General features: G+C 58.8%; 20 protein-coding genes. 7 read left to right on the top strand and 13 right to left on the bottom strand.

Translation table 11 applies throughout. The features are described from left to right. Positions 1 to 1,309, top strand: a 1,309-nt coding sequence (locus GHO25_RS19545) for an FtsX-like permease family protein (RefSeq protein WP_153391860.1), incomplete at its 5' end; no start/stop codon positions are given. A gap of 34 nt (positions 1,310 to 1,343) precedes the next feature. Beyond that, entirely contained in the window at positions 1,344 to 1,841 is a 498-nt protein-coding gene (gene greB, locus GHO25_RS19540) for a transcription elongation factor GreB (protein WP_153391858.1), read from the top strand. Between the two features lie 483 nt (positions 1,842 to 2,324). Here greB and GHO25_RS19535 read toward each other — a convergent pair whose 3' ends face one another. Further along, positions 2,325 to 2,633 (bottom strand): class I SAM-dependent methyltransferase, encoded by a 309-nt coding sequence (locus GHO25_RS19535; RefSeq protein WP_153374047.1) that lies wholly within the window; start codon positions 2,631 to 2,633, stop codon positions 2,325 to 2,327. A gap of 331 nt (positions 2,634 to 2,964) precedes the next feature. Here GHO25_RS19535 and GHO25_RS19530 point away from each other — a divergent pair, with 331 nt between their 5' ends. Further along, a complete protein-coding gene (locus GHO25_RS19530; protein WP_153391856.1) occupies positions 2,965 to 4,641 on the top strand; it encodes an acid phosphatase in 1,677 nt (558 codons plus the stop codon). A gap of 79 nt (positions 4,642 to 4,720) precedes the next feature. On the opposite strand, the gene GHO25_RS19525 is transcribed toward GHO25_RS19530, so the two are convergent. Beyond that, a complete protein-coding gene (locus GHO25_RS19525; RefSeq protein ID WP_153391854.1) occupies positions 4,721 to 5,155 on the bottom strand; it encodes a DoxX family protein in 435 nt (144 codons plus the stop codon). Between the two features lie 100 nt (positions 5,156 to 5,255). After that, entirely contained in the window at positions 5,256 to 6,674 is a 1,419-nt protein-coding gene (locus GHO25_RS19520; protein ID WP_123750351.1) for a transglycosylase SLT domain-containing protein, read from the bottom strand. Between the two features lie 237 nt (positions 6,675 to 6,911). Between GHO25_RS19520 and GHO25_RS19515 the strand changes: the two genes are divergently transcribed. From GHO25_RS19515 to GHO25_RS19505, 3 genes are all read left to right on the top strand, one after another. Next, on the top strand, positions 6,912 to 7,721 hold the full coding sequence (locus GHO25_RS19515; protein ID WP_153391852.1) for a TatD family hydrolase: 810 nt from the start codon (positions 6,912 to 6,914) through the stop codon (positions 7,719 to 7,721). Between the two features lie 165 nt (positions 7,722 to 7,886). Continuing rightward, positions 7,887 to 9,368 (top strand): methyl-accepting chemotaxis protein, encoded by a 1,482-nt coding sequence (locus GHO25_RS19510; protein WP_153391850.1) that lies wholly within the window; start codon positions 7,887 to 7,889, stop codon positions 9,366 to 9,368. Positions 9,369 to 9,468: 100 nt separating this feature from the next. Continuing rightward, positions 9,469 to 9,735 (top strand): DUF3040 domain-containing protein, encoded by a 267-nt coding sequence (locus GHO25_RS19505; protein ID WP_123750348.1) that lies wholly within the window; start codon positions 9,469 to 9,471, stop codon positions 9,733 to 9,735. On the opposite strand, the gene GHO25_RS19500 is transcribed toward GHO25_RS19505, so the two are convergent. The 3 genes from GHO25_RS19500 to GHO25_RS19490 all read right to left on the bottom strand — a co-directional run bounded on the left by GHO25_RS19500 (position 9,732) and on the right by GHO25_RS19490 (position 12,522). Continuing rightward, positions 9,732 to 10,529 carry an acyl-CoA thioesterase II gene (locus GHO25_RS19500; protein ID WP_153391848.1) on the bottom strand — a complete coding sequence of 266 codons (798 nt, stop codon included), beginning with the start codon at positions 10,527 to 10,529 and terminating at the stop codon, positions 9,732 to 9,734. The genes GHO25_RS19505 and GHO25_RS19500 overlap by 4 nt on opposite strands. 936 nt (positions 10,530 to 11,465) lie before the next feature. Then, on the bottom strand, positions 11,466 to 12,215 hold the full coding sequence (locus tag GHO25_RS19495; RefSeq protein WP_153391836.1) for a CHAD domain-containing protein: 750 nt from the start codon (positions 12,213 to 12,215) through the stop codon (positions 11,466 to 11,468). 28 nt (positions 12,216 to 12,243) lie between these two features. Next, positions 12,244 to 12,522, bottom strand: a complete 279-nt coding sequence (locus GHO25_RS19490) for a hypothetical protein (RefSeq protein ID WP_048368639.1) — start codon at positions 12,520 to 12,522, stop codon at positions 12,244 to 12,246. A 165-nt stretch (positions 12,523 to 12,687) separates the two neighbouring features. Between GHO25_RS19490 and GHO25_RS19485 the strand changes: the two genes are divergently transcribed. Further along, positions 12,688 to 13,746 (top strand): patatin-like phospholipase family protein, encoded by a 1,059-nt coding sequence (locus tag GHO25_RS19485; RefSeq protein ID WP_153330581.1) that lies wholly within the window; start codon positions 12,688 to 12,690, stop codon positions 13,744 to 13,746. A gap of 7 nt (positions 13,747 to 13,753) precedes the next feature. Here GHO25_RS19485 and GHO25_RS19480 read toward each other — a convergent pair whose 3' ends face one another. From GHO25_RS19480 to GHO25_RS19450, 7 genes are all read right to left on the bottom strand, one after another. Continuing rightward, positions 13,754 to 14,440, bottom strand: a complete 687-nt coding sequence (locus GHO25_RS19480; protein ID WP_153391834.1) for a response regulator — start codon at positions 14,438 to 14,440, stop codon at positions 13,754 to 13,756. Between the two features lie 36 nt (positions 14,441 to 14,476). After that, positions 14,477 to 17,143: a sensor histidine kinase KdpD gene (locus tag GHO25_RS19475; protein WP_153391831.1), complete on the bottom strand. Its 2,667-nt coding sequence runs from the start codon at positions 17,141 to 17,143 to the stop codon at positions 14,477 to 14,479. Between the two features lie 91 nt (positions 17,144 to 17,234). Beyond that, the gene (gene kdpC / locus GHO25_RS19470) at positions 17,235 to 17,783 is read right to left on the bottom strand and encodes a potassium-transporting ATPase subunit KdpC (protein ID WP_153330578.1); all 549 of its coding nucleotides are present in this window, start codon (positions 17,781 to 17,783) and stop codon (positions 17,235 to 17,237) included. A 21-nt stretch (positions 17,784 to 17,804) separates the two neighbouring features. After that, on the bottom strand, positions 17,805 to 19,877 hold the full coding sequence (gene kdpB / locus GHO25_RS19465) for a potassium-transporting ATPase subunit KdpB (RefSeq protein WP_123750342.1): 2,073 nt from the start codon (positions 19,875 to 19,877) through the stop codon (positions 17,805 to 17,807). Between the two features lie 10 nt (positions 19,878 to 19,887). Further along, positions 19,888 to 21,582, bottom strand: coding sequence for a potassium-transporting ATPase subunit KdpA (gene kdpA / locus GHO25_RS19460; protein WP_153391829.1), 1,695 nt, complete (start codon positions 21,580 to 21,582; stop codon positions 19,888 to 19,890). Between the two features lie 8 nt (positions 21,583 to 21,590). Continuing rightward, complete coding sequence (gene kdpF, locus GHO25_RS19455; RefSeq protein WP_048368646.1) at positions 21,591 to 21,680, bottom strand: K(+)-transporting ATPase subunit F; 90 nt, start codon at positions 21,678 to 21,680, stop codon at positions 21,591 to 21,593. Between the two features lie 256 nt (positions 21,681 to 21,936). Next, on the bottom strand, positions 21,937 to 23,343 hold the full coding sequence (locus GHO25_RS19450; protein ID WP_153391827.1) for a hypothetical protein: 1,407 nt from the start codon (positions 23,341 to 23,343) through the stop codon (positions 21,937 to 21,939). Positions 23,344 to 23,565: the final 222 nt, after the last annotated feature.

The following is a 23,565-nucleotide window of genomic DNA, read 5'->3' as shown; positions in this document are numbered from 1 at the left end:
GGTGTACGGAGCCGCCTTGCTGGCGCTGGGCCTGATCATGTGGCGCATGAGCCTGGACCTGGTGCTGACCTTCGCCCTGCTCGGCGGCGGGGTGATTGCCGCACTGATACTCGGCGGCCTGTTACTGCTGGGCCTCAAGGGCCTTCGTCGTGGGCTGGCCCGCGCCTCCCTGCCTTGGCGTCTGGGCTTGGGCCAACTGCTGCGCCAGCCTCTGGCCGCAGCCGGACAGGCTCTGGCGTTTGGCTTGATCCTGCTGTCGATGGCGCTGATTGCCTTGTTGCGCGGCGAACTGCTCGACACCTGGCAAAACCAGTTGCCCAAAGATGCACCCAACTACTTTGCACTGAATATCTTGCCCACCGACAAGGACGCCTTTGGTGCCCGCCTGCACGAACTCCAGGCCCAGGCTGCGCCGATCTACCCGGTGGTGCCCGGACGCTTGATCAGCATCAATGGCGAGCCGGTGCAAGAGATCGTCACCAAAGACTCCAGCGGCGACAAAGCCGTACAGCGCGACCTGAGCCTGACTTGGGCCGCCGACCTGCCTGAAGGCAATGAACTGACCGCAGGTCAGTGGTGGTCAGCGCAACCGCCACAGGGTGTGCCTGGGGTGTCGGTTGAAGCCAAAGTGGCCGAAAGCCTGAAACTCAAGCTGGGCGACCATCTGGTGTTTACGGTTGCCGGGGTCAACCGTGAGGCGCAAGTCACCAGTTTGCGCAGCATTAACTGGGACAACTTCCAGCCCAACTTCTTCATGATCTTCCAGCCCGGCACCCTGCAGGACTTGCCGACCACCTACCTCACCAGTTTTTACCTGGCCCCGGGTCACGACACGCAAATCATTGAGCTGTCGCGCAGCTTCCCGGCGGTGACCATCCTGCCGATTGATGCCTTGCTCGAACAGCTGCGCAGCATTTTGGCGCAAGTCACAATTGCCATTGAGTACGTACTGTTGTTCGTTCTGGCGGCGGGGATGACAGTGCTGTTTTCCGGTCTGCAATCCACCCTCGACGAGCGCATCCGCCAAGGTGCCTTGCTGCGGGCATTGGGAGCCGAACGCCAACTGCTGATCAAGGCCCGGCGCATCGAGTTCGGCTTGCTCGGTGCCACCAGCGGCTTGCTCGCGGCGCTGGGCGCAGAACTGGTCAGCCTGGTGCTGTACCGCTATGCCTTTGACCTGCCCTGGCATCCGCACCCATGGCTGTTGATGCTGCCGGTGCTCGGCGCCGTAATGGTTGGCGGCGCCGGGGTGTTTGGTACCCGCCGCGCACTCAATGCCAGCCCGCTGACAGTGCTGCGCGAGGGCTGATAGACTCGCGCCCTTCTCTGCCAACGGATTGACCATGAGCCGCTACCGTCCTCCCCGCCCTGCTGGCACCGCGCTGATCACCCCGGAAGGTGAAGCGCGGATGCGCGCCGAACTGCATGAGCTGTGGCATGTGCGCAGGCCACAGGTCACGCAATCGGTCAGTGAAGCAGCAGCACAAGGCGATCGCTCGGAAAACGCTGAATACACTTATGGCAAAAAGATGCTGCGCGAGATCGACAGCCGCGTGCGTTTTCTTACCAAACGCCTTGAAAGCCTGAAAGTGGTCAGCGAAAAACCTGGCGACCCGAACAAAGTGTATTTCGGCGCCTGGGTCACGATTGAAGATGAAGACGGCAAACAGTCGCGCTACCGCATCGTCGGCCCCGATGAGCTGGACCTTAAACAAGGCCTGATCAGCATCGACTCACCCCTGGCCCGCGCCTTGATAGGCAAAGCGCTGGGTGCCGAAGTTCGGGTACAAACCCCCACCGGCGAACAGTGCGTGTATATCGTGGCTATTGAGTACCCCTGACTAACAACGCCACTGTTTATCCGGGGCATTTCTTACAAACAGCGTGGCTGTTGTCTCATTGAGCGTTAGACCCCCACCACTAAACTGAGGACTACAAACCACTTACATTATTTTAATGGAATAAATTAATGGCACTTTTAACCCGCATTTTTGCAGCACTCTCATTGAGTGTGCTCGCCACTACCCCATCAATAGCCCAAACGCCAGCGTCCGCAAGTGCAAACAGCTCCGACTGGACTGAGGCTGACGTAAAACGGCTACCTGGCAAGGGGCCACATCTCTACAGGGGCTGTATTACCAAGTTCAGTGGTTACCCGATTCCAGTACTACCGTTTCGTTCAACTTACTCGACGGCAGAAGAGCTAATGGCCAACACAACTTTTAAACAATGCGTGAAGTTTGGATGGTCGTCTTATCACCAGTTTGAAACATGATCCGTTTCAGCTTTGCCTGTTAAGCAAAGCTGATGGGCGACCCTGTTCATTAACGCAAAGTAATCAAACCCTGGCGTGACACGCGGATAAGGTTGCGAATGACCAGCTCGGCATTTTCGGCTGAAGGCGACTGAATCACTGCCAGGTCAAAACTGTCGGCGGCAAAACGCGTCAGCTCGTCGCCGACCTCAACAAACTGAATCAAAAACGCTGAAGTTTGCCCTTTGCGACGCGGCCAGCCGTCCAGATAACGCAGCAGCGTTGGCTGATGTTTACCGCCCAGGAGGATTTTTGGGTTGCGCGAAGTCTGATTGGCCGTGATCGGCGCCAGACGAACGAAAGGACGTGGTTGACTCATGTATCGGTTCTCCGCCTCAAGGTTCTGCGTGGCAGGTGAGAGGCAACACCGAACCAGCGCTTTAGCGGTATTTCGAGCGTCTTTTGACACCCTGGCGCCCCGCAAGTAGCTGTTTAAATCGGCGCAAGAAACATCCTAGATAAAGCCGCTTACAACTGTCAAGAATCATATGCCACGAAAACCCTGCCCCAGACGCCCCCATGAATTCATGCACGCTTAGATGAAGAATGCGCCTGCGCCTGGTTGAATTCGATTAATTGAAACCCCGCCGTCATAATCCCTTGTTACGCTGCCGCCGAAAATGTTTTGTAACAGTTAACAGGACCCCGTAATGAGCGACGAAAAAGACAAGGACACTCAACTCCCTGCCGATGCCAGCCGCCGTCGCTTCCTCGCCGGTGCAGCCGCGCTGGGCGTAGGTGCGGCGACCTTGAACGTGTACGCAAACACCCCGCACGACACCCCCGTCGCGGCTGAACCGCTAACCCCGACCGAGCTGGACAAAAAACTCCACGAGCAGGTGAAAACCATCGTGGTGATTTACGCCGAGAACCGCAGTTTCAACAACTTGTTCGCCAACTTCCCCGGTGTCGAAAAGCCCTTGTCGGCGCTCAAGCCTGCGGACTATCAGCAGCGCGACCGCGATGGCAGCCTGCTCAACACCCTGCCACCGGCCTGGGGCGGCGTCTTGCAGGTAGGCCCGCAAACGGTTGACGGTGTCACGTATCCGCAAGGCGTGCAGTTCCAGGAAAACCTGCCCAACGCACCATTCGCCCTCAAAGGCCCGAATCAGGAAGATCTGCCGTTGAGCCTGGTGACCCGTGACCTGTGGCACGTGTTTTATCAAAACCAGATGCAAATCAACGACGGCAAAAATGACCAGTTTGTGGCCTGGGGCGACTCCGGCGGTTTGACCATGGGCCATTACGCGCAGTCGCAATATTCCCTGCGCTTGTGGGATGTCGCCCGTGAATTTGTGCTGTGTGACAACTTCTTCCAGGGCGCTTTTGGCGGCTCGTTCCTCAACCACCAGTACTTGATCAGTGCCGCCGTGCCGGTTTACCCCGACGCCGCCAACTCTGTGGCCAAAAGTCAGATCGCCACGCTGGAAGGTGACGACCCTAAAGGCACGCGCCTCAAGCCATTGGAAAAATCGCCCCAAAGCGCCATGACCGGCGCCCCGCAATTTGGCCCCAGCGCGATCACACCTGACGGCTACGCGGTCAACACCATGGCCCCGCCCTACTGGCCGACCTGGATTCGTGACCCCGAGCGCCCGGACTACTCCAAACCCGACCTGCCCAGCGTGCTGGTGCCACAAAACCATGAACACATTGGCGACAAACTGAGCAAAAAGAACATCGACTGGGCCTGGTACGCCGGTGCCTGGCAAGCCACGCTCGACGAGTACAAAGACTCTGGCGGCATCCCCAAGATCCCGAACTTCCAGTACCACCATCAGCCGTTCAACTACTTCACCCGCCAAGGCCCGGAACACCCGGCTGAGCGCAGCAAGCGTCTGCGTGACGGCGGACTGGGCGACGAAAGCAGCAGCAACCGCTTCCTCGCCGATGCCGAAGCCGGCAAGCTGCCAGCCGTGTCGTTCTACAAACCTCAGGGCAACCTCAACCTGCATGCCGGTTATGCCGACGTGGCGTCGGGCGACCGGCACCTGGACCGCGTGCTCAAAGTGCTGCGCAACAGCCCGCAATGGGAAAACATGGTTATCGTGCTGACCGTGGACGAGAACGGCGGCTGGTGGGACCACGTTGCCCCGCCCAAGGGCGATCGCTGGGGCCCGGGTACACGCATCCCGGCGTTGGTGGTGTCACCGTTCGCGCGCAAAGGCACGGTCGACCACACGGTATATGACACGGCGTCGGTCCTGCGCTTGATCACCCGCGTGCACAAACTGGAAACCCTCGACGGCCTTAAACACCGTGACGATGCCATGAAAGCCCGCGGTCAAACGCCCATGGGCGATATGACCAACACGCTAATGTTCTGAAACTGACCCGCCAGAAACAAAAAATCCGCAGCCCTTGCACCGGGCTGCGGATTTTTTATGGCCTGCGAGAAGCTCGCGATTAGCCCGCGATGGCCCGATCCGCCGAGAGTTTGCCAGCACCTTCAATCAACACGGCCAGCGTGCCGCCGAGCAAGGCCAGGGCAAACTCATAGCCGTTGTTGGCCATAAACAGCCCGTTGTGAATGTGCACCGAGAAAATGGCCACCAGCAAAGTGAACGACAAGCCCAAGGCCGCTGGGCGTGCCAGCAAACCGATAATCAAGGCCAGCCCGCCAAAGAACTCAGTCCCGCCCGACAACAGTGCCATCAAGGTACCCGGTGCCAGACCGATGCTTTCCATCCATTGTGCGGTGCCCGCCAGGCCGCCCCCACCAAACCAGCCAAAAAGCTTTTGCGAGCCGTGGGCCGCAAAGATGATGCCGACAAACACCCTCAAGACGGTCAAACCGTAGCCGGCACGGGTAGCGAGAACAGTCTGGATCAATTTGCTCATGGTGCGTTCCTTCAAATCAGGTGGGGAATGGACGCCATATTAATCAGTTTTTATCATGTTAAAAGTCGAATAAACCCCGCATTACAATCGAATTATTCGATTACTTGCGAGAGGCTACCCGCCCTGCTGCCGGCTCCAAAGAGTCGCGCTCGCGGTCGAATGCCAAATAGTATTTATTCACGCTATTAACATAGCTGACGGCGCTCATGCCCATCTGTTCCATGGCAATACGTTCTACCTGAAAAAACCATTGATTTGGGTTCAAGCCCCGTCGCTTGGCCTCCGCCCGCATGGCCTGCACCCGCTCAGGGCCCATGTTGTAAGCCGCCAGCACAAAGGCCATGCGCTCACGTTCATTGAGTTTGGGGCTAGAAAAAAATTTACGGCGGATCATCGATAAGTACTTGGCACCGGCCTGCACATTGTTATCGACATTTTTGATGTCATTGACCCCAACCCGCTGTGCCGCCGAAGGGGTAATTTGCAGCAGCCCCGTCGCGCCACCCGAACCCCGTGCACCGGGGTCCAGGGCCGACTCTTTAAAAGCCAGCGCGGCCAGGTTCAGCCAGTCCATGCCCTGTTGCCGTGCATGTTTTTGCAGCACCGGTCGCAGTTTTTCGAGTTTTTGCCGGTCCGTTTTGGCCAACGGGTAATGCACCCGGTACAAACCACGGTAAACCTTCTCAAACGCCAGATCCTGATTGGACGGAGCTTTATAACTGGCCAAGAACTTGTCGACACTGGCGTGCAACATGGCGGCATCGCGGCGGACAAACCAGCGCATCGCGGCCGGCTCGCTGATCAGCACCTGGCGGTCAAAGCGCAGCTTGGGCATCAGCGTGGCCCAACGTTCGGCAATCGGCTTTTCGACAATGGTCAGATGAAAGATCCCGGCCTGCACCATCTCCAGTACATCCTCCACCGCCAGGCTCGGGTCGACCCACTCCACCTTCACCGGGGGCAATTTGCGTAGCGCGAGTTTTTGATTGATCAGGCTGATGGACTCACCGGCCGCGCTGCCCGTGGTCAATGCCACTGTGCGCCCGGACAGTTGCTCAAACCGAGTAAAACGCCGTTCGCCCTTCTTCCCGACCAGCAACAACGGTACCCGATCGACCACAGGATCACTCGGGCTCACCGCATGGCTGGGCTTGACGTCCAGCAACTCACCCGGCGCCATCAAGTCGCCTTCGCCACGCATGAGCGCACCGAGTAACTGATCCTTGGCCTTGGGAATGATCTTGAGGGTGATTTCGTGCCCGTCGCGGGCGCTGGCATTCAGGTATTGCTCGAAAGCGCGCAGGCGATGGTATTCAACACCGATATCTTGGCCCTGCACTTCGCCGGAGCTGTTGCGGCTTTGATTCACCAGCACACGCAACACCTGACTGCTGCGAATCTGCGCCAGATCGCGGACCTGGCTTGGCTGCCCGACTTGCAGTGGCCCAGCCAATCGCGCCATTGCCGGGAGCGGCAACAGCAACAGGCACAGCGCAATCAATAACGTAGGTCTCGTCATCCGTTCTCCGGAAAGAATACAGTCCCGCGCCGCATCGGATTACCCGACAATCGGTCACCCCATTGGGGGAATTTCAGCGCTGGAAACAGAGCGCAATACAGCCAATGCACCCTGAAATGAAAAAGGCATTGCGTTGTTGCGGCATTCAAAGACAACCATAACCGTCTGTAGTTCTTGGTTTTTCTTATAAAACTACAGCTCTGATATGCTTCACGGCCTGTGGCCTGAGGTAGAACCATGCAACTCATCGATATCGGCGTCAACCTGACCAACTCCAGTTTCGACGGTAAGCACCAAGCCGTGCTGGACCGTGCGTACGCTGCTGGCGTCGCCCAACTGGTCCTCACCGGCACCAGCGTTGAAGGCAGCGAACAGGCCTTGCAACTCTGCCGCGAGCTGGACGAAAACGGCCAACGGCTGTTCGCCACGGCGGGCATTCACCCGCATTCGGCCAGCGACTGGAACGGCGACAGCGCCCAGCGTCTGCGGGCCTTGCTCAAGGAGGCGAACGTGCGGGCCGTGGGCGAATGCGGGCTGGACTTCAACCGCGACTTCTCGCCGCGTGCCCAACAAGAGAAAGTGCTGGAAGAGCACTTGGCGCTGGCCGTGGAGCTGCAACTACCGGTCTTCCTGCACGAGCGCGACGCCAACCAGCGTCTGCTGGAAATCCTGCGCAATTACCGCGACCACCTGCCGGCAGCGGTTGTGCACTGTTTTACCGGCGAGCAGCGGGCATTGTTCAGCTACCTCGACCTGGACCTGCACATCGGCATTACCGGCTGGATTTGTGACGAGCGCCGCGGCACCCACCTGCACCCGCTGGTCCGCGACATCCCGCGTGGCCGCTTGATGCTTGAGAGCGATGCGCCGTACCTGCTGCCGCGCACCTTGCGCCCCAAGCCCAAAAGTGGCCGCAACGAACCGGCCTACCTGCCTGAAGTGCTGCGCGAAGTGGCCGTGCACCGCGCCGAGTCCGAACACGACCTGGCCGCCCACACCACCGCCTGCGCCCGGGCGTTCTTTGGGTTGCCGGTGCTGGACGCATAACCGCAATCTGTAGGAGCGAGCTTGCCTCGCGATATTTTGATCTTGCTAATCCGGGTCCGCTTTGGGCCAGATGGCTTGACCCATATCAACATTGTCTTCATAAAGTAGCGGCACAATGATGGCACCTTGCCAATATTGTGTTCGCCACATCAGAGAAGACCTTCCATGGGTGCCTGGCTTAGCAACATCTCGCTTAAATACAAATTCTGGGCTGTGAATGCAGTGGCCTTTGTCACCACGTTGCTGCTGGTGCTGTACGCCGTTCAACTCGAACAGCAATCACGCAGCAACGCCGCCCACGCCAATGCCAAGGCTCAGGCGCACCTGCTCAGCGTATGGCCGGCCAATCAGCCACTGCCCGAAGCCCAAGACCTGCTGCCACTGGTGCCCAATACCGTGCCGACCGTCAACGGTCAGTCGTTGCCGCAATTAAGCGACGCCAACGGCTGGATATCGCTCAATCACATGCCTTTGTTCGGGCAAAACCCGCTGTCCGGGGCCGAGGTGATCAGCCGCGAGAATGGTCAGAAGGTCGCCGTGCTGACCTACGCGCCCAGCCTGGCGCAAGTGTTCGTCGAGCGTTTGCCCAATTATGCAGCGGCCGTCTTGGTGCTGATGCTGGCCATGCTCTGCGCCTCTCAACTGCTGATCCGTTTTTTACTCAGCCAGCTCAACACCCTCAAAGATGTGATGCTGCATGTCGAAAAAACCGGTGATTTGTCTGCCCGTGTGCCGTTGGCCTGCAACGATGAGGTCGGCCAGATGGCCAGCGCGTTCAATGCCATGCAGGCCGGTTATCAGCGGGTGGTCAACACCGTGGCAGACACCGCCGCGCAACTGGATGCCGGAGCCGCGCGCCTGGCCAGCAGCATGAACGAAGTGCAACACGGCATGCTCGGTCAGCAAAGCGAGACGGACCAGGCCGCCACAGCCATCAATGAGATGACTGCCACGGTCCATCACATCGCCCAACACGCAGGCGCCACCCGTGATTTGTCGCAAACCGCCGACGACCTGGCCGGCAGTGGGCAGCAAGTGGTCAGCCGCGTGCAAACCTCCATTGCCAACCTCTCCGATGGCGTTCAAAAAACCGCCGAGATGATTCAGCAACTGGCCCAGGACAGCCAGCAGATCAATAGCGTGGTCAGCGTGATCCACAGCATCGCTGAACAAACCAACCTGCTGGCGCTCAACGCCGCCATCGAGGCCGCCCGTGCGGGCGACATGGGCCGTGGCTTTGCCGTGGTGGCCGACGAAGTGCGGCACTTGGCCAAGCGCGTGCAAACCTCCACCGACGAAATCACCACGATGGTTTCAGCCTTGCAGGCCGGCACCCGGGATGCCGTGGACTTTATGCAAGAGAGCTCGTTCAAGGCCGACGATTGCGTACAGCAGGCTCAGGAGGCAGGCGCAGCCTTGGCCGAGATCACCCACGCAGTGGCGCAAATGCGCGAAAGCAATACGCAAATCGCGGTCGCGGCCGAGCAGCAAAGCCAAGTGGCCGAAGAAATGAACCGCGCCGTGGTCAGCATCCGCGATGTCACTGAAGACACCGTGCAACAAACCGTCGATTCGGCCACCACCAGCAATCAGTTGGCAACCCTGGCCGGTGAGCTGAATCGGGCCATTGGTCAGTTAAAGCTATAAGGCCTATAGCCAGAGTTGATTCGCCGTTCGCCCGGCTCGCCCCTATTCTTGGCTCATCCGGTTCAGACAAGACTGAACCCTTGAACCAAGGAGAGAAATCATGGGCAAACGTCATCCTGATCTACCCGCCTGGCAATGGCGCTCTAACCCACAAGGCACCCACAGTGCCAGCCATCAGGCGCTGAGCCTGCTGGCTGTGGCGATGATGGTGTTGGCGTTCCTGCTGTTGGCTACCGGCGTGTTCAGCAACAACGCCTCAAGCGCGGTGATTGGCCTAGTGGCGCTGTTTGCCGGCATGGCCATTCAGCGCCAGAGCCGCCAGCTGGATGCCAAGGCTCAGCAAGCACAGCGCAGCAAAACGTTTTAACCGAAGATGGCGACGGTCTGGCGACTGATTGCAATCAGTTCGCCATTGGGCGCCCACAGATTGGCTGCCACATGGCCGTAGCCGTCACGGGCATGTTCGATCACCGCCAGGTATTTGCACCAATCCAGAGTGTTGGCGACGGGCAGCGGCTGCACAAACTCCACCGTCCAGGTCAGCGTGCTGCCCGCCGTCGGTTTGTTGAGCAACGGCAACAACGCCGGAGGCCAGGTGTCGATCAACGCGAGCAGGTGGGTTTCTGTGAGCGGCTGCTCTGCCACCTCACCGGCAAAACGCACCCAACCGCCCATTTCACGTGTGCCACGTCCGGTGAACGGAATGGCGCCCACGGCAAACGACATCGACAAGTGCCGCATGAATTCCGGGGTCACCCCTTTGATATAGGGCAATAGCGGGCATTGCTCGGGGGCTTTCATGTCAGGGGCAGGCAAGCTGTCTACTTTCACCGCAGACTCGCGGGCACCACCAAAACTGCCTTGCACCAGTGTCACCACCTGGCCGTTTTGCACGGCCCGGCCCAGCACCTGGCTCACTGCCTTGCCTTCGCGCAGCACCTCGACTTCGAAACTCACCGGCACGCCCGGCTCGGCGGGCCCGACAAACGTCACCGCCAATGAGCGCAACGCCCGCTCGCTGGACACTTGAGCGCGCATGGCTTCGTACTGCAACGCCACCATCAGCCCACCAAAACTGGCCCGCCCCTGCCCCCAATCTTCAGTGATGGTCACATCCAGGGGGTTTTTACGTACAGCGTCGACCAATTCAGAAAACTGCATACACACCTCAACGCTGAACAATAGGCCGTGATACTACTGACCCGCCCGCCTCGGCACAGCGCCTATATGCGCCAAATCATCTGCTGAAAAAGCACTTTCCCCCTGTAGGAGTGGCCGCCCCGTCTACGACGCCGCGCTGTCGCGCAGCAAACAGGACAGCGAGTATCTTCAGCATCCCCCAATCGGTTCCCTCTCCTTCGGGAGAGGGCTAGGGTGAGGGGCTCTTGATTTTTTGTACATATCCGTTGCTGCGGCAACGGCCACTTAGGGTTCCGGCCTTACGCCGCGTTACTTTGAAAAGCGCAAAGTAACCAAACGCTTTTTGCCCCAACCCCTCGGTGCCTCGCTGAGGCTCGGCATGCCCTCACCACAGGCCTTGCTCCGTGGGCCCGCCGCGATCGGCCATCCCTGGCCGTGTCGCGGCTAACCCGGCGTCCTGCCGGGTTACCCACTGCGCAAAACCTGCGTTCGGCCAGCGTGGTTTAACGGGGCCTCTAAGATCAAGATCAAAAGCCAGATCAAGATCAAAAGATCGCGAGCAAGCTCGCTCCTACAGGGTCTTTAGAATCAATAACTTATTTTGTGTTTGATAAGAGGGGTCGCCCCGTCTTCGACGCCGCGCTGTCGCGCAGCAAACTGTTATGTGTCTACTCTTATATTTGCGTGAGGCAGAGACCGTAGCCAGCACTGGTGTGTTTGCACCCGAATAAGAGAGTGGTCCGTACGGTATCGGCGTGGAGTCATTGTCGGCACGGCTTGCCGTGACCACGTATAGGAGAGTGAACCCTTTCGCCACCGTACAACTCGCGCACCAATATTTTTTACTTAAAAAACAATGGGTTATTTCATGTTTGATAGGAGCGAGCTTGCCTCGCGATCTTTTGATCTTTGAAAGATCGCGAGGCAAGCTCGCTCCTACAGAGGTATGTGAACGCCTTAGCGCAATTTGGCCAACACCCGGTCCGCGCGTTTCTCGCCTCGGGCCAAGGTGGCGCGCCATTGCTCAACGCACGGTTGCAGATCGGGCTGTTGCTCTGCCTGAGCGAGCCACTGCCAGGCGTCATGCCATTCACCCAAGGCCTTTTGCGCCTCTTTGAGGTGTTTCATTACGGCTTTGGGCACGCGGTCCAGCTCGGGGTAGGCTTCAGCGCCATAACGCACGCGCTTGATCAACAACCGGACCTTATGCCGGTCGTGGGCCGGATCCTTCAGGGCTTTGTGCAGCGCCTGCCATTGCTTGGCCAATATCGCCTCAATGCGTTGGCGCAACCCGCGCAACAAGCCCTCACGTTGGCTGGCGCGCAAAAAGCGCGGGAACGCCTCAAGGATCATCAGCAATTGCGACAGCTCAGTACTGGCTGCCACCCGCGGGTAGCTGCCGGCCAATTGTGTTAACCGGCGCTTGGCCAGGGTCGGGTGGCCCTGTTTTTCCAGATGCGCCGCCAACACTTCAAGGTCACGCAGCGGGGTGGTCAAAACACCGACCTGCGAGGCCGACATTTCAAGCTGGACTACGCCCGGCAACCCCCGCAACGGGCGTAACAGGCTGCGCAAACGACGGACCGTCGTGCGCAGGTCATGCAGTGCTTCAGGATCGGTTTGGGCCTCTAAACGCGCCTGGCAGGCCAACAACTTGACCTCCAGACGCAAGCAGTTAGCCACGATCCGATTAACCAAATCAGACATCCTTACTCTCCCTCGTCAGGTTGGCGCCTCAACGCCCGGCGCGGGACTCCTGGATATAGAAGCGCGCCTTCTCGGCCTTGGCCGTGCAGCCTTCAAAGGCCTCGAATTGTTGCTGAGTTTTCGCCGCCGTCAGCAAAGACAGGGCTTTGGAATAGCTGACCGTACCGGCAAACCCTTCAGCCTTGGCCAGGTCCAGTTCGTGCCAGGCCGCGTCCAGCTGCGTGCCGCAACTGTCACGATAAACCTTCTTGCCCGCGCAACCGACCAAAGCAATCGCCATTAATGGCACACAGATCCAAGCTTTCATGGGGCAAATCCTCAAATAATTGTTCAGTGCTAAGACGGGCAACCGGCCTAAAAGTGCCGTAACGCAAAACGTCGTGGAGCAAGACTAGCTCGCCAAACCGCTTTGAGCTGTCACTGACTCACACAAAAAGGCATTGTAAGCACTTGTCTTGCAAAGGACCGGCTCATGAAGAAACGTATTGCACTGGTATTAGGCTCCGGAGGCGCACGGGGCTATGCCCACATTGGGGTGATTGAAGAGCTCGAAAGCCGGGGTTACGAGATTGCCTGCATTGCTGGCTGTTCGATGGGCGCCGTGGTAGGCGGGATTTATGCCGCCGGCAAGCTTGATCAATACCGCGACTGGATTCAAAGCCTGGATTATCTGGATGTACTGCGCCTGGTGGACGTGAGTTTTCGCCTCGGGGCCATTCGTGGCGAGAGAGTCTTCGGGCAAATTCGCAACATTGTCGGCGAGATCAATATTGAAGACCTGCGCATCCCTTATACCGCCGTCGCCACCGACCTGACCCATCAGCAGGAAATCTGGTTTCAAGAAGGCTGCCTGCACCAGGCCATGCGCGCCTCGGCGGCCATACCCAGCCTGTTTACCCCGGTGATGCAGGGCAATCGCATGCTGGTCGATGGCGGTTTGCTGAACCCGCTGCCCATCGTTCCGGTGGTGTCCAGCCACTGCGACCTGATTGTCGCCGTCAACCTCAACTCCACCACGCAAAACCATTACCAGCTCCCGGTGATCCCGCGCCCGGCGGCCTTTAAAGGCCGGTTTAACAACCTGATGAATTCGCTGGGCTCTCACATTCCGTTTCGCACCCGCCAGGCGGAGCACCTGCTCGACCTTGAACAGGAGATGCTCAAGCCTGCCGCCGAGCCAGAAGCTGAAGTGCCCTTCAACCCCTGGATCGACTCAGCGACACCCAAGCCTGCGCCCAGCCTTGCGGCCAACACGCAAGGCGCACCCAAGTCCGCCACCGGTTCGGTCATCATCGACAACGTCGGCCCCGCCTCGCTGCTGGATCTGATCAACCAGAGCTTCGAGGTGATGCAGACCTCTTTGGCGCAGTACAAAATCGCCGGATACCCGCCAGATATCCTGATCAACGTGCCAAAACGGGTGTGCCGCTTCTTTGAGTTTTACAAGGCCGCCGAGCTGATCGCCCTGGGCCGGGAAATTGCCAAAGACACACTGGACCGCTATGAAGCTGACCAGCGCTCGCAACCCTGACGCGGCGTCAGCTCAACAGCCGGTAGCCCACGCCGGCCTCGGTGGCGATAAAACGCGGCGAGGTCGGATCATCGGCCAGTTTTTGCCGCAAATGCCCGACCACGATCCGCAGGTAGTGACTGTTCTCGACATGGCTCGGGCCCCAGATGTCCTTGAGCAATTGCTGCTGGGTAATCACCCGCCCCGGATGGCTCGCCAGTTGCGCCAGCACCGCGTATTCCTTGCGGGTCAGGCCCACTTCTACGCCGTCGAGCAGCACCCGGCGAAACGCCAGATCAATGATTAGCGGGCCCAGCTCAACTGCCGCTTGCCGGGTTTCTCCGCTAGGGGCCTGACGCAACAAGGCGCGGATGCGTGCCAAAAACTCCTGAATGCCAAACGGTTTGGTCACGTAGTCATTGGCGCCACTGTCCAGCGCCTGGACTTTTTGCGCTTCGCTGGCGCGCACTGACAACACCAGCACCGGCGCCGTCGACCACTCGCGAAACTCGCACAACACCTGTTGGCCGTCCATGTCCGGCAGGCCCAGATCGAGGACCATGACGTCCGGCTTGTTCAACGCCGCCTGGCTTAAGCCTTCGGCCCCGGTCGCCGCCTCAAGCACGGTGTAGCCCTGGGACGCCAAACTGATGCGCAAAAACTTGCGGATCTGAGGTTCGTCATCAATGACCAAAATCGTCGCTGGCTGGCTCATGGCAATTCATCGCAACAAAAATATGGCCAAAGAGTATCAGTCTTCACGCTCCGCCTCTTCCTGATCCATGGCCGGTTGATCGCGCAACGGCAAATACAAGGTGATACAGGTGCCTTGCCCGTCGATGCCTTCAGCCACGGTGATGCGCCCGCCATGGGCGCCGACCATGCCCAGGCAGATGGCCAGGCCAAGCCCGGTGCCCTGCCCGCCTCGGTCACCACGGGCAGCGGTATAAAACATGTCAAAAATCTTGGCGCGGTCTTCTTCGGGAATGCCCGGCCCTTGATCACTCACTGCAAACCACAGCTCACCGTCATGCGCCCCGGCGCTCAGGCGCAGCTGCCCATGGGGCGGAGAAAAACGTGCAGCGTTCTCCAGCACATTGACCAAAGCCTGTTCGATCAACGCCGCATGCACATGCAACAACGGCAGTTGCGGCGGCACATCCACTTGCACCTGCAACGGCGCCAGCACGGCACGCAGCCGGTTCAAGGCACTGCCCACGATGTCGGCGGGTGACACCCAGTCACGGGCCAGTTTCAAGGCGCCGTGGCCCAGGCGGGTCATGTCCAGCAGGTTCTGGATGTAGCGATCCAGACGCTCGGCCTCATCGCGGGTGCCTTCGAGCAATTCACGCCGGTCTTCCAGCGCGATAGCCTCGCCCAGCGCCAGCAGCGTATCGATGCTGCCGCGCATGGTGGTCAGCGGGGTGCGCAAGTCATGGGACACCGACGCCAGCAAAGCACTGCGCAGTTGTTCGGTTTCGCCATGCAGGCGCGCAGCTTCCAGGTCTTGCGCCAACCGCGCACGGGCCAGCGCCTGGGCCAGCGGCTGACTCAAAGCCATCAACAGGCGCCGACGTTGGCCACTGAGGGTTTGGCCGTCTTTGGGGCTCACGCCGAGCAAGGCCAATGGCCCTTCTTCAGCGCTGATCGGCCACCACCACCAATTGCCCATGGGCAACGTGCCCGTGCCTTTGCCTGCCGGTTGAAGGTGTGACCAGGCCCAGTCCGCAGCGGCGCGCTCGGCTTCGTTGAAATGCAAAGGGCCTCCGGTTTCGATGGTCCAGTCGCCGTTGTCATCGCGCTTGAGCAAGCACATGTTGAGCTCTTTCCAGCCACTCAAATGCTGGGCGGCGGCATTGATGACTGCCTGGCGGTCTGTGGCAGCGGTGAGCTTGCGCGACAAGTCGAGCAACTGCGTGGTTTCTTCCTGGGTGTCGCGCAAAGCTTGCAGTTGTCGGCGTTGGCGCGCGGCCAGGTTACCGGTGAGAGCCGCCATCAACAGAAAGAACAACAGCGTGAGCACGTCTTCTTCGCGCTGGATGCTGAACGAGAAATTGGGCGGGATAAACAGGAAGTCATAAGCCAGAAATGACATCGCCGCACAGGCCAGCGCTGGCCCAAGGCTGCTGCGCACCGCCACCAGCAACACCGCCGCAAGAAACACCAGCGAGATGTTGGGCAGCGCCAGCACACTGGAAACCCCCCAGGCCAAGGCGCTGGCCAGCACCGTGGCCACCAGCGCCAGACCATAGTCAAACCACACCAGCGTGTGCTTGCCACGGGTAACCACCGGCGCGGGCGATTGCTCGTGGTCGAGCACGTTAATTTCCAGGCCATGGGCATCGCGCAGCAAGCGCGCAGCCAGCCCGCCGCCAAACATCCGGCGGCGCCAGGTCAGCCGCGACTGCCCCACCAACAGCAGACTGGCCCGACGCTCGCTGGCGTGCTGGATCAAGGTTTTGGCCACCTCGCCCGCACGCAGCAACACCACTTCGCCGCCCAGGCGCTCGGCCAATTGCTGGGCACTCTGCAAGCGCAAGCGCGATTGCTCGTCACGCACGGTGCCGTTATCCACATGCACCAGGCTCCAGGGCAAATGCCGCCGCTCTGCGACCCGGCTGGCATGGCGAACCAAACGCTCGGCATGCACATCACCGTCCACGCCCACCAACAGCCGCCCACGCAGCGCCGGGGCCGATTGCCCTTGCTGGCGATAGCCTTTGTCCAGCTCATCGTCGACGTACACGGCGGCGGTCTGCATCGCCAGTTCACGCAGGGCGTTGAGGTTGGTCTGGGAGAAAAACGCATCGATGGCCGCACGAGCCTGCTCAGGCACATAGACTTTGCCTTCGCGCAGCCGCTCCAGCAGCTCACGGGGTGGCAGGTCGATCAACAGCAGCTCATAGGCTTCCTGGACGATCCAGTCGGGTACGGTTTCACGCACTTGCACCCCGGTGATACCGCGCACCTGGTCATTGAGGCTTTCGAGATGTTGAACGTTGACCGTGGTATAGACGTCGATACCCGCTGCCAGCAACTCCTGCACGTCCTGCCAGCGCTTGGCATGGCGGCTGCCAGGGGCATTGCTGTGGGCCAGTTCATCGACCAGCACCAGCTTGGGCTTGGCCGCGAGCAGGCCATCGAGGTCCATTTCTTCGAGCTGCACGCCGCGGTACTCCGAGCGCAGCATGGCCAGTTGAGGCAAGCCGTTGAGCAACACTTCGGTTTCAGCGCGGCCATGGGTTTCGACCACCCCGGCCAACAGCGAGACTCCCTGGCGCAATTGGGTGTGCGCGGCCTGCAGCATGGCGTACGTCTTGCCAACGCCGGGGGCCGCGCCCAGAAACACTTTGAGCCGGCCACGGCCTGCGCGTGGCAAGTCAGCTAACAACGCATCGGCGCGACCGGAATGGCTCATGGGTTTGTCCTGATGAATACCTGAAACTGCAGGAGCGAGCTTGTCTCGCGAGTTTTAAAGATCGCGAGGCGAGCTCGCTCCTACAGGAGATTTACTGCAACTGCGCCAACGCCTGGTTCAGCAACAGCACATTGACCACCGGCGGGCCTATCAACGGTTGTTCGATGTGTTGTTCAAGCAACTGTTCAACCGTTTGTACCGGCAAGTGCCGAGCCGCTGCAACCCGTACCAGTTGATAGCGAATTGCCTCCGGTGGCAAGTGCGGGTCCAGACCGCTGCCCGACGTGGTCAGCATGGCCATTGGCACCGGGCCTTGATCCGGCACGGCAAGCTGCGCCGCACTCTCCTTGACCCGTGTGGCCAGGGCCGGGTTGCTCGGCGCCAGGTTGCTCGCCGAACTGGACACCGTGGCAAACGCGCCCGCCGAAGGCCGTGGGTGGAACCAGTCATCACCGGTAAAGTCTTGCGCAATCAATGCCGAGCCCTTGACCTGCCCCGCGCTGTCACGCACCAGGCTACCGTTGGCTTGCTGCGGGAACGCCACTTGGGCGATCCCGGTCACGACCAGCGGGTAAGCCACGCCGGTAATGACGGTCATCAACAGCATCAGGCTCAAGGCCGGACGTAATAAATTTGCCATGATCAATCCCTCCGAAAACGCTTAAACCAAGTGCAGCGCAGTGAGCAGCATGTCGATCAGCTTGATGCCGATAAACGGCACCACCAGCCCGCCCACGCCATAGATCAGCAGGTTGCGACGCAGCAAGTGTGCAGCGCTGGCCGCCTGTACCCGCACCCCGCGCAGGGCCAAGGGAATCAACACCACGATGATCAGCGCGTTGAACACGATGGCCGAAAGAATCGCGCTCTGCGGGCTGGCCAGGTGCATGATGTTGAGCACGCCCAACTGCGGGTAGATCGAAGCAAACAGCGCGGGCAGGATCGCGAAGTACTTGGCCACGTCGTTGGCAATCGAAAAGGTCGTCAGCGCGCCTCGCGTCACCAGCAGTTCCTTGCCGATTTGCACTACGTCCAGCAGCTTGGTCGGGTCGCTATCGAGGTCGACCATGTTGGCCGCTTCACGCGCCGCCTGGGTGCCGTCGTTCATCGCCATGCCCACGTCAGCCTGAGCCAGCGCCGGGGCGTCGTTGGCGCCGTCGCCGCACATCGCTACCAGGCGGCCGTCGTTTTGTTCGTGGCGAATGCGCGCCAGTTTTTTCTCGGGTGTGGCCTCGGCCAGCACATCATCCACCCCGGCTTCGGCTGCGATTGCGGCGGCGGTCAACGGGTTGTCGCCGGTCACCATCACGGTCCGAATGCCCAGCTTGCGCAGTTCGGCAAAGCGCTCGCGAATGCCGGGCTTGACCACGTCTTTGAGGTGGATTGCGCCGAGCAAACGGCCCTGGCCACAGACCAGCAACGGGGTGCCGCCACTTTGTGCGATTTTGTCGATTTCACGGGACAACGCAGGCAGCACTTCGTGACGTTTCATACCAACAAACGCCAGCACCGAATCCACCGCGCCTTTGCGGTACACCCGGCCGTGGTAGTCGATACCCGACAAGCGTGTTTCGGCGGTAAACGGCACCGCTGTGAATTCCTCGACCGCAGGCTCAGTGAAGCTGTGCAAGCCGCGAATGAATTCGACGATGGACTTGCCTTCTGCTGTGTCATCCGCCAATGACGCACGCAGCGCCCCTTCGGCCAGCTCTTTGGCGGTCACACCCGGTGAGGCATACAGGGCGGCGCAACGGCGGTTACCAAAGGTGATGGTGCCGGTCTTGTCGAGCATCAGTACATGCACGTCACCCGCTGCTTCAACCGCACGGCCCGATTTGGCGATCACGTTGAGGCGCACCAGACGGTCCATACCGGCGATACCGATGGCGGACAGCAAGCCACCAATGGTGGTCGGGATCAGCGTGACCAGCAGCGCAACCAGAAACACCAGCGGCAGGCTGCCACCGGCATAGAAGGCAAACGGTTGCAGGGTCACCACCACGATCAGGAAGATCAGGGTCAGGCCGATCAGCAGAATATCCAAGGCGATTTCGTTCGGGGTTTTCTGCCGTTTGGCGCCTTCGACCAGGGCAATCATGCGGTCCAGGGTTGACTCGCCGGGGTTGGTGCTGATGCGCACCAGCAGCCAGTCCGACACCAACCGGGTGTTACCGGTGACCGCCGAGCGATCCCCACCCGACTCACGAATCACCGGCGCAGACTCGCCGGTAATCGCGGCCTCGTTGACGGCGGCAATCCCTTCGATCACCTCGCCGTCACCGGGGATCATCTCCCCGGCCTCAACGCGCACCACATCACCTTTGCGCAGGCGGGTTGCCGGCACGATTTCAAAGCTGCCCGTCGTGGTCCGGCGGCGAGCACTCAAACCCTCGCTACCGGCCTTGAGGCTGTCGGCGCGTGCTTTACCGCGGCCTTCGGCCAAGGCTTCGGCAAAGTTGGCGAACAACACGGTGAACCACAGCCAGATGGCGATTTGCACGGCCACCGCGGTGGGCACCGACGCCTCGGGCATAAAGCACAACACCGAGGTAAAAATGGCGGTCAGCTCAACCACCAGCATCACCGGCGAGCGTTTCAGCTGGCGCGGGTCGAGTTTGACAAAGGCTTGCAGCAACGCCGGGCGCCAGAGGTCGGCAAACGCCGTTTTAGGGGTTTGCGGCGCCTGGGTTTCAGGCGTAGGCGTCAATTTTGAAACAGGAGCAGGCATAGTCATGATCGTCTCCTTAGAAGCCCATAGTCAGTTGTTCAGCGATGGGACCCAGTGCCAGCGTCGGCAAGAAGGTCAGGCCGCCTACCAGCAAAATGGTCACGGTCAGCAGTGCCACAAACAACGGGCCGTGGGTCGGGAAGGTGTTTTGGCCAATCGGTGCGGTTTTCTTCATCGCCAGGCTGCCTGCCAGGGCCAGTACCGGGAGGATGTAACCGAAGCGACCGAGCAACATGCCCAGGCTCAGCATCAGGTTGTAAAACGGCGTGTTGCCACTGAGCCCGCCAAACGCCGAGCCGTTGTTGGCACTGGCCGAGGTGAAGGCGTACAAGATCTGGCTGAAACCGTGTGGGCCGGGGTTACTCACCGCCGCCACTGCACTGGGCAACACCGCCGCAATGGCGGCCAACACCAGCACACCCACCGGCATCACCAGCAGGGTCACCACCAGCAATTGCACTTCTTTGGCTTGCAGCTTTTTACCGAGGTACTCCGGGGTGCGGCCGATCATCAGGCCGGCAAGGAACACCGCGATCAGCACGTTGAGCAACATGCCGTAGAGCCCGGCACCGACACCGCCGAAGATCACTTCGCCGACCATCATGTTGACCATCGCCACCATCCCGCTCATAGGGTTGAGGCTGTCGTGCATGGCGTTCACCGAACCGTTGGAAGCGGCGGTAGTGGTCTCGGCCCACAGCACTGTGGCGGTGGTGCCGAAGCGGACTTCCTTGCCTTCCTGTGGCGCAGTGTGCTCAACCAGCGGGCTGTTCAGCGTCGGGTTGGGCTGGTACTCGGCATACAGCGCGGTGCCGCCACCGATCAGGAACAACGCCAGCATGCAGGCCATGATTGCCCGGCTTTGGCGCAAGTCTTTGACGTAATGGCCAAAGGTGAACACCAGCGCAACCGGGATCAAAATGATCGACGCCAGTTCAAACAGGTTGCTCCAGGCCGTCGGGTTCTCGAACGGGTGCGCCGAGTTGGCACCGAAGAAACCACCGCCATTGGTGCCCAGTTGCTTGATCGCAATCTGGCTGGCAGCCGGGCCCAGCGGGATCACCTGGTCGACACCTTGCATCGTCACAGCGTTGACATAGTGCGCAAAGGTTTGCGGCACGCCCTGCCACACCAGAAACACCGCCAGCACCAGGCACAATGGCAACAGGCCATACAGCGTGGCGCGGGTCATGTCCGCCCAGAAGTTACCCAGGGTTTTGGTTGAGCGGCGGCTGATACCGCGACACAGCGCAACCAGTACCGCAAGGCCGGTGGCCGCACTGACAAAGTTCTGCACGGTCAGGCCGACCATTTGGCTGAGGTAGCTGAGCGACGCTTCGCCGCTGTAACTCTGCCAGTTGGTATTGGTGACAAAGCTCACCGCCGTGTTGAATGCCAGTGTCCACTCTTGCCCCGGCAAGTGTTGCGGGTTGAGTGGCAGGTACTGTTGAAACAGCAGAATCGCGAACAGGATGACAAAGCCCGCGAGGTTAAAGGCCAGCAGCGCCAGCATGTATTTAACCCAGCTTTGCTCACTGTTCGGGTCAACCCCGGCAATGCGATAGCACACGTTTTCGACGGGCCCCAGTACCGGGGTCATCCAGGTACGCTGACCTTCCATCACTTTGTAATAAAAGCGCCCCAGCCACGGTGCTGGCAGTAATACCAGAACGAAGAAGGCCAGAATCAGCGCATAGTCATAACTGTGCATATCCGCTCCTAGTTCTGATCTGCGCGCAACAGCGCAACCAACAGATAAACGAACAGCCCCACTGCCAGCAGCAGGGACACCCCATCCAGAACGCCCATGACAACTCTCCCAAAGCGCCACCTGCCGCGTGTAGGAAGAGTGTGTGCAATGTGGGCGTAAAGGATCGAGATCGAGAGGCGTACGGGGACGTAAAGAAGGTGTAAAAAATGAATGACAGGAAGCAATTATCTCTGCGCAGGCTACCTTCTGCTCCGCAAGTTATAACGTGGTCCTGTTAGAGCAGCCGATCATACAAGCCGCCGCCAGACTGGCGGCGACCACCATTTAAGCCTGTATTTTTTGTTAAGCCTTTACTCAGGACCAAGAGCCAAATCGTTCCCAAACGGTTCCGTACCTATAGCCTCCAAAGTCGGCCCCCTGCACGACTGCTACATACACCCCGCCTTCAACCATGGGAAACATAGCACCCGCCGCGTTCTTAGAAACTAATTTTTGATATACCGCAGGACTGTTATCTATACCTTCCTTCTGCAAGCGAAAAATCGTTATCTCCACTTGAGGGAAGTCGTAAAAGCTATTTATATCCAACATTATGAAAGCGACCCTATTGGAACCAGCACCTTCAATACGTATATTTTTTATCTTAGAATTCCCAGAACTGTTTGGGTCACTAAACGCAACAATAGGAGCGGGAGCAGTTGTATTAACGCTTAACATTTTAGACTCTGAAATTTTCCCCCTGGCATCCAACGCACGAACAGTCAAGTTGAACATCTGATTCCTCGCGACGGGGATTTCAATATTATGACAACCATTAGATAATGTGTGCGGATACGCCATAAAGCCCCTTCCAAGAAAGTCAATCTGGTATTGCACCGCCCTCAAAACAGGATTAATAATCAAATGAAATTTTTCCGAAACATAGTTATACCCACTTTGCTCAAGTTCAGGAGCATAAAACGGCGCAGCATCGAGATTGTAATTTATACACTTTTCAATCAAACCATGATCAAGCTCAGAACAGACGCTCGGCTGACCAGCACTCATAGCAGGAGAACTGGTATTCGCCACAACGAGTGTTGAAATACATTCTGTGACGGCATTACAAATTAAACGCAGCGGCAACGTGGCTTTGTGTTCTTTTCCCGCAGGCACATCAGTCTTGACCCAGCCCTGCCAGCGATAAGGCCAGATTAAATCATCATCCACACATCTATCCCAACTGAGAACAATGTTTTTCCCTGGATAATCTTGGTGTATCTGCATCAAATTCAAAAGGGCCGCACGGCGCGGTATCAAGCTCGTTGATCGCAAGCCATTAACAAAAAGATCTCTCAACTGACTGTCGTTAAATTGATCCATGGGCGAGAAACAACCATGAATATGTAAAACAATAATCTCATTATTAATGATCGGCTCTGGCGCACTGTAGTAAGCATTACACCAATCGATCAGGCTCTGTACGGAGTGCAAGGAAGGCAAGTTATTGTAGTGAAAAACCCAATGCCCTTCCTTATGTTGGTAAATTCGTAAATCCAACGCCCTGATACCGGCCTCAATCTGGAATCCCCAGGGCGACCCGGTGGAATCGGACCCGTTGCTTTCATCCTGCTGACCGTCGCATTCAATCAACCCTGAGTGCTGGGTTGAAGGGATTTTTAGCTCATGCAACTTTAAAGTGCCCAGCAAGGGATGAAGGGAGGTCATCCAATGTTTTACGTCGCCATCAGTCGCGATTGTTTTTCCCGATTGCCTGTCCATTGTGCAGCCCACCTATAATATTGCGCACACACCGTAAGGCATAAAATCTTAAATAAATGTCAGCACCAGCACAACTAGCAGATCTGATAGGTATTCGTTATCCATACGTTATCAACAGCGAACCTTCAGGTACGCTTCAGTCCGTATGTTTATTGAATCGAACGGTATGAAAGCACCCTTTGTTTGCAACAGCCTTGATTACCAAGTTCTCAGGTAGAACTT

It is taken from the genome of Pseudomonas sp. FSL R10-1350 (assembly GCF_009600525.1).
In the GTDB taxonomy this organism is placed as follows: Bacteria; Pseudomonadota; Gammaproteobacteria; order Pseudomonadales; family Pseudomonadaceae; genus Aquipseudomonas; species Aquipseudomonas helleri.
Note: the sequence above shows the minus strand (reverse complement) of the source record. Positions and strands in the feature narration are given on the sequence as shown.

What these genes read in the sequence shown, in the direction of transcription:
- greB (WP_153391858.1), top strand. Translation starts at nt 1,344, where the DNA reads ATGAGCCGCTACCGTCCTCCCCGCCCTGCTGGCACCGCGCTGATCACC.
- GHO25_RS19535 (WP_153374047.1), bottom strand. Translation starts at nt 2,633, where the DNA reads ATGAGTCAACCACGTCCTTTCGTTCGTCTGGCGCCGATCACGGCCAAT.
- GHO25_RS19530 (WP_153391856.1), top strand. Translation starts at nt 2,965, where the DNA reads ATGAGCGACGAAAAAGACAAGGACACTCAACTCCCTGCCGATGCCAGC.
- GHO25_RS19525 (WP_153391854.1), bottom strand. Translation starts at nt 5,155, where the DNA reads ATGAGCAAATTGATCCAGACTGTTCTCGCTACCCGTGCCGGCTACGGT.
- GHO25_RS19520 (WP_123750351.1), bottom strand. Translation starts at nt 6,674, where the DNA reads ATGACGAGACCTACGTTATTGATTGCGCTGTGCCTGTTGCTGTTGCCG.
- GHO25_RS19515 (WP_153391852.1), top strand. Translation starts at nt 6,912, where the DNA reads ATGCAACTCATCGATATCGGCGTCAACCTGACCAACTCCAGTTTCGAC.
- GHO25_RS19510 (WP_153391850.1), top strand. Translation starts at nt 7,887, where the DNA reads ATGGGTGCCTGGCTTAGCAACATCTCGCTTAAATACAAATTCTGGGCT.
- GHO25_RS19505 (WP_123750348.1), top strand. Translation starts at nt 9,469, where the DNA reads ATGGGCAAACGTCATCCTGATCTACCCGCCTGGCAATGGCGCTCTAAC.
- GHO25_RS19500 (WP_153391848.1), bottom strand. Translation starts at nt 10,529, where the DNA reads ATGCAGTTTTCTGAATTGGTCGACGCTGTACGTAAAAACCCCCTGGAT.
- GHO25_RS19495 (WP_153391836.1), bottom strand. Translation starts at nt 12,215, where the DNA reads ATGTCTGATTTGGTTAATCGGATCGTGGCTAACTGCTTGCGTCTGGAG.
- GHO25_RS19490 (WP_048368639.1), bottom strand. Translation starts at nt 12,522, where the DNA reads ATGAAAGCTTGGATCTGTGTGCCATTAATGGCGATTGCTTTGGTCGGT.
- GHO25_RS19485 (WP_153330581.1), top strand. Translation starts at nt 12,688, where the DNA reads ATGAAGAAACGTATTGCACTGGTATTAGGCTCCGGAGGCGCACGGGGC.
- GHO25_RS19480 (WP_153391834.1), bottom strand. Translation starts at nt 14,440, where the DNA reads ATGAGCCAGCCAGCGACGATTTTGGTCATTGATGACGAACCTCAGATC.
- GHO25_RS19475 (WP_153391831.1), bottom strand. Translation starts at nt 17,143, where the DNA reads ATGAGCCATTCCGGTCGCGCCGATGCGTTGTTAGCTGACTTGCCACGC.
- kdpC (WP_153330578.1), bottom strand. Translation starts at nt 17,783, where the DNA reads ATGGCAAATTTATTACGTCCGGCCTTGAGCCTGATGCTGTTGATGACC.
- kdpB (WP_123750342.1), bottom strand. Translation starts at nt 19,877, where the DNA reads ATGACTATGCCTGCTCCTGTTTCAAAATTGACGCCTACGCCTGAAACC.
- kdpA (WP_153391829.1), bottom strand. Translation starts at nt 21,582, where the DNA reads ATGCACAGTTATGACTATGCGCTGATTCTGGCCTTCTTCGTTCTGGTA.
- kdpF (WP_048368646.1), bottom strand. Translation starts at nt 21,680, where the DNA reads ATGGGCGTTCTGGATGGGGTGTCCCTGCTGCTGGCAGTGGGGCTGTTC.
- GHO25_RS19450 (WP_153391827.1), bottom strand. Translation starts at nt 23,343, where the DNA reads ATGGACAGGCAATCGGGAAAAACAATCGCGACTGATGGCGACGTAAAA.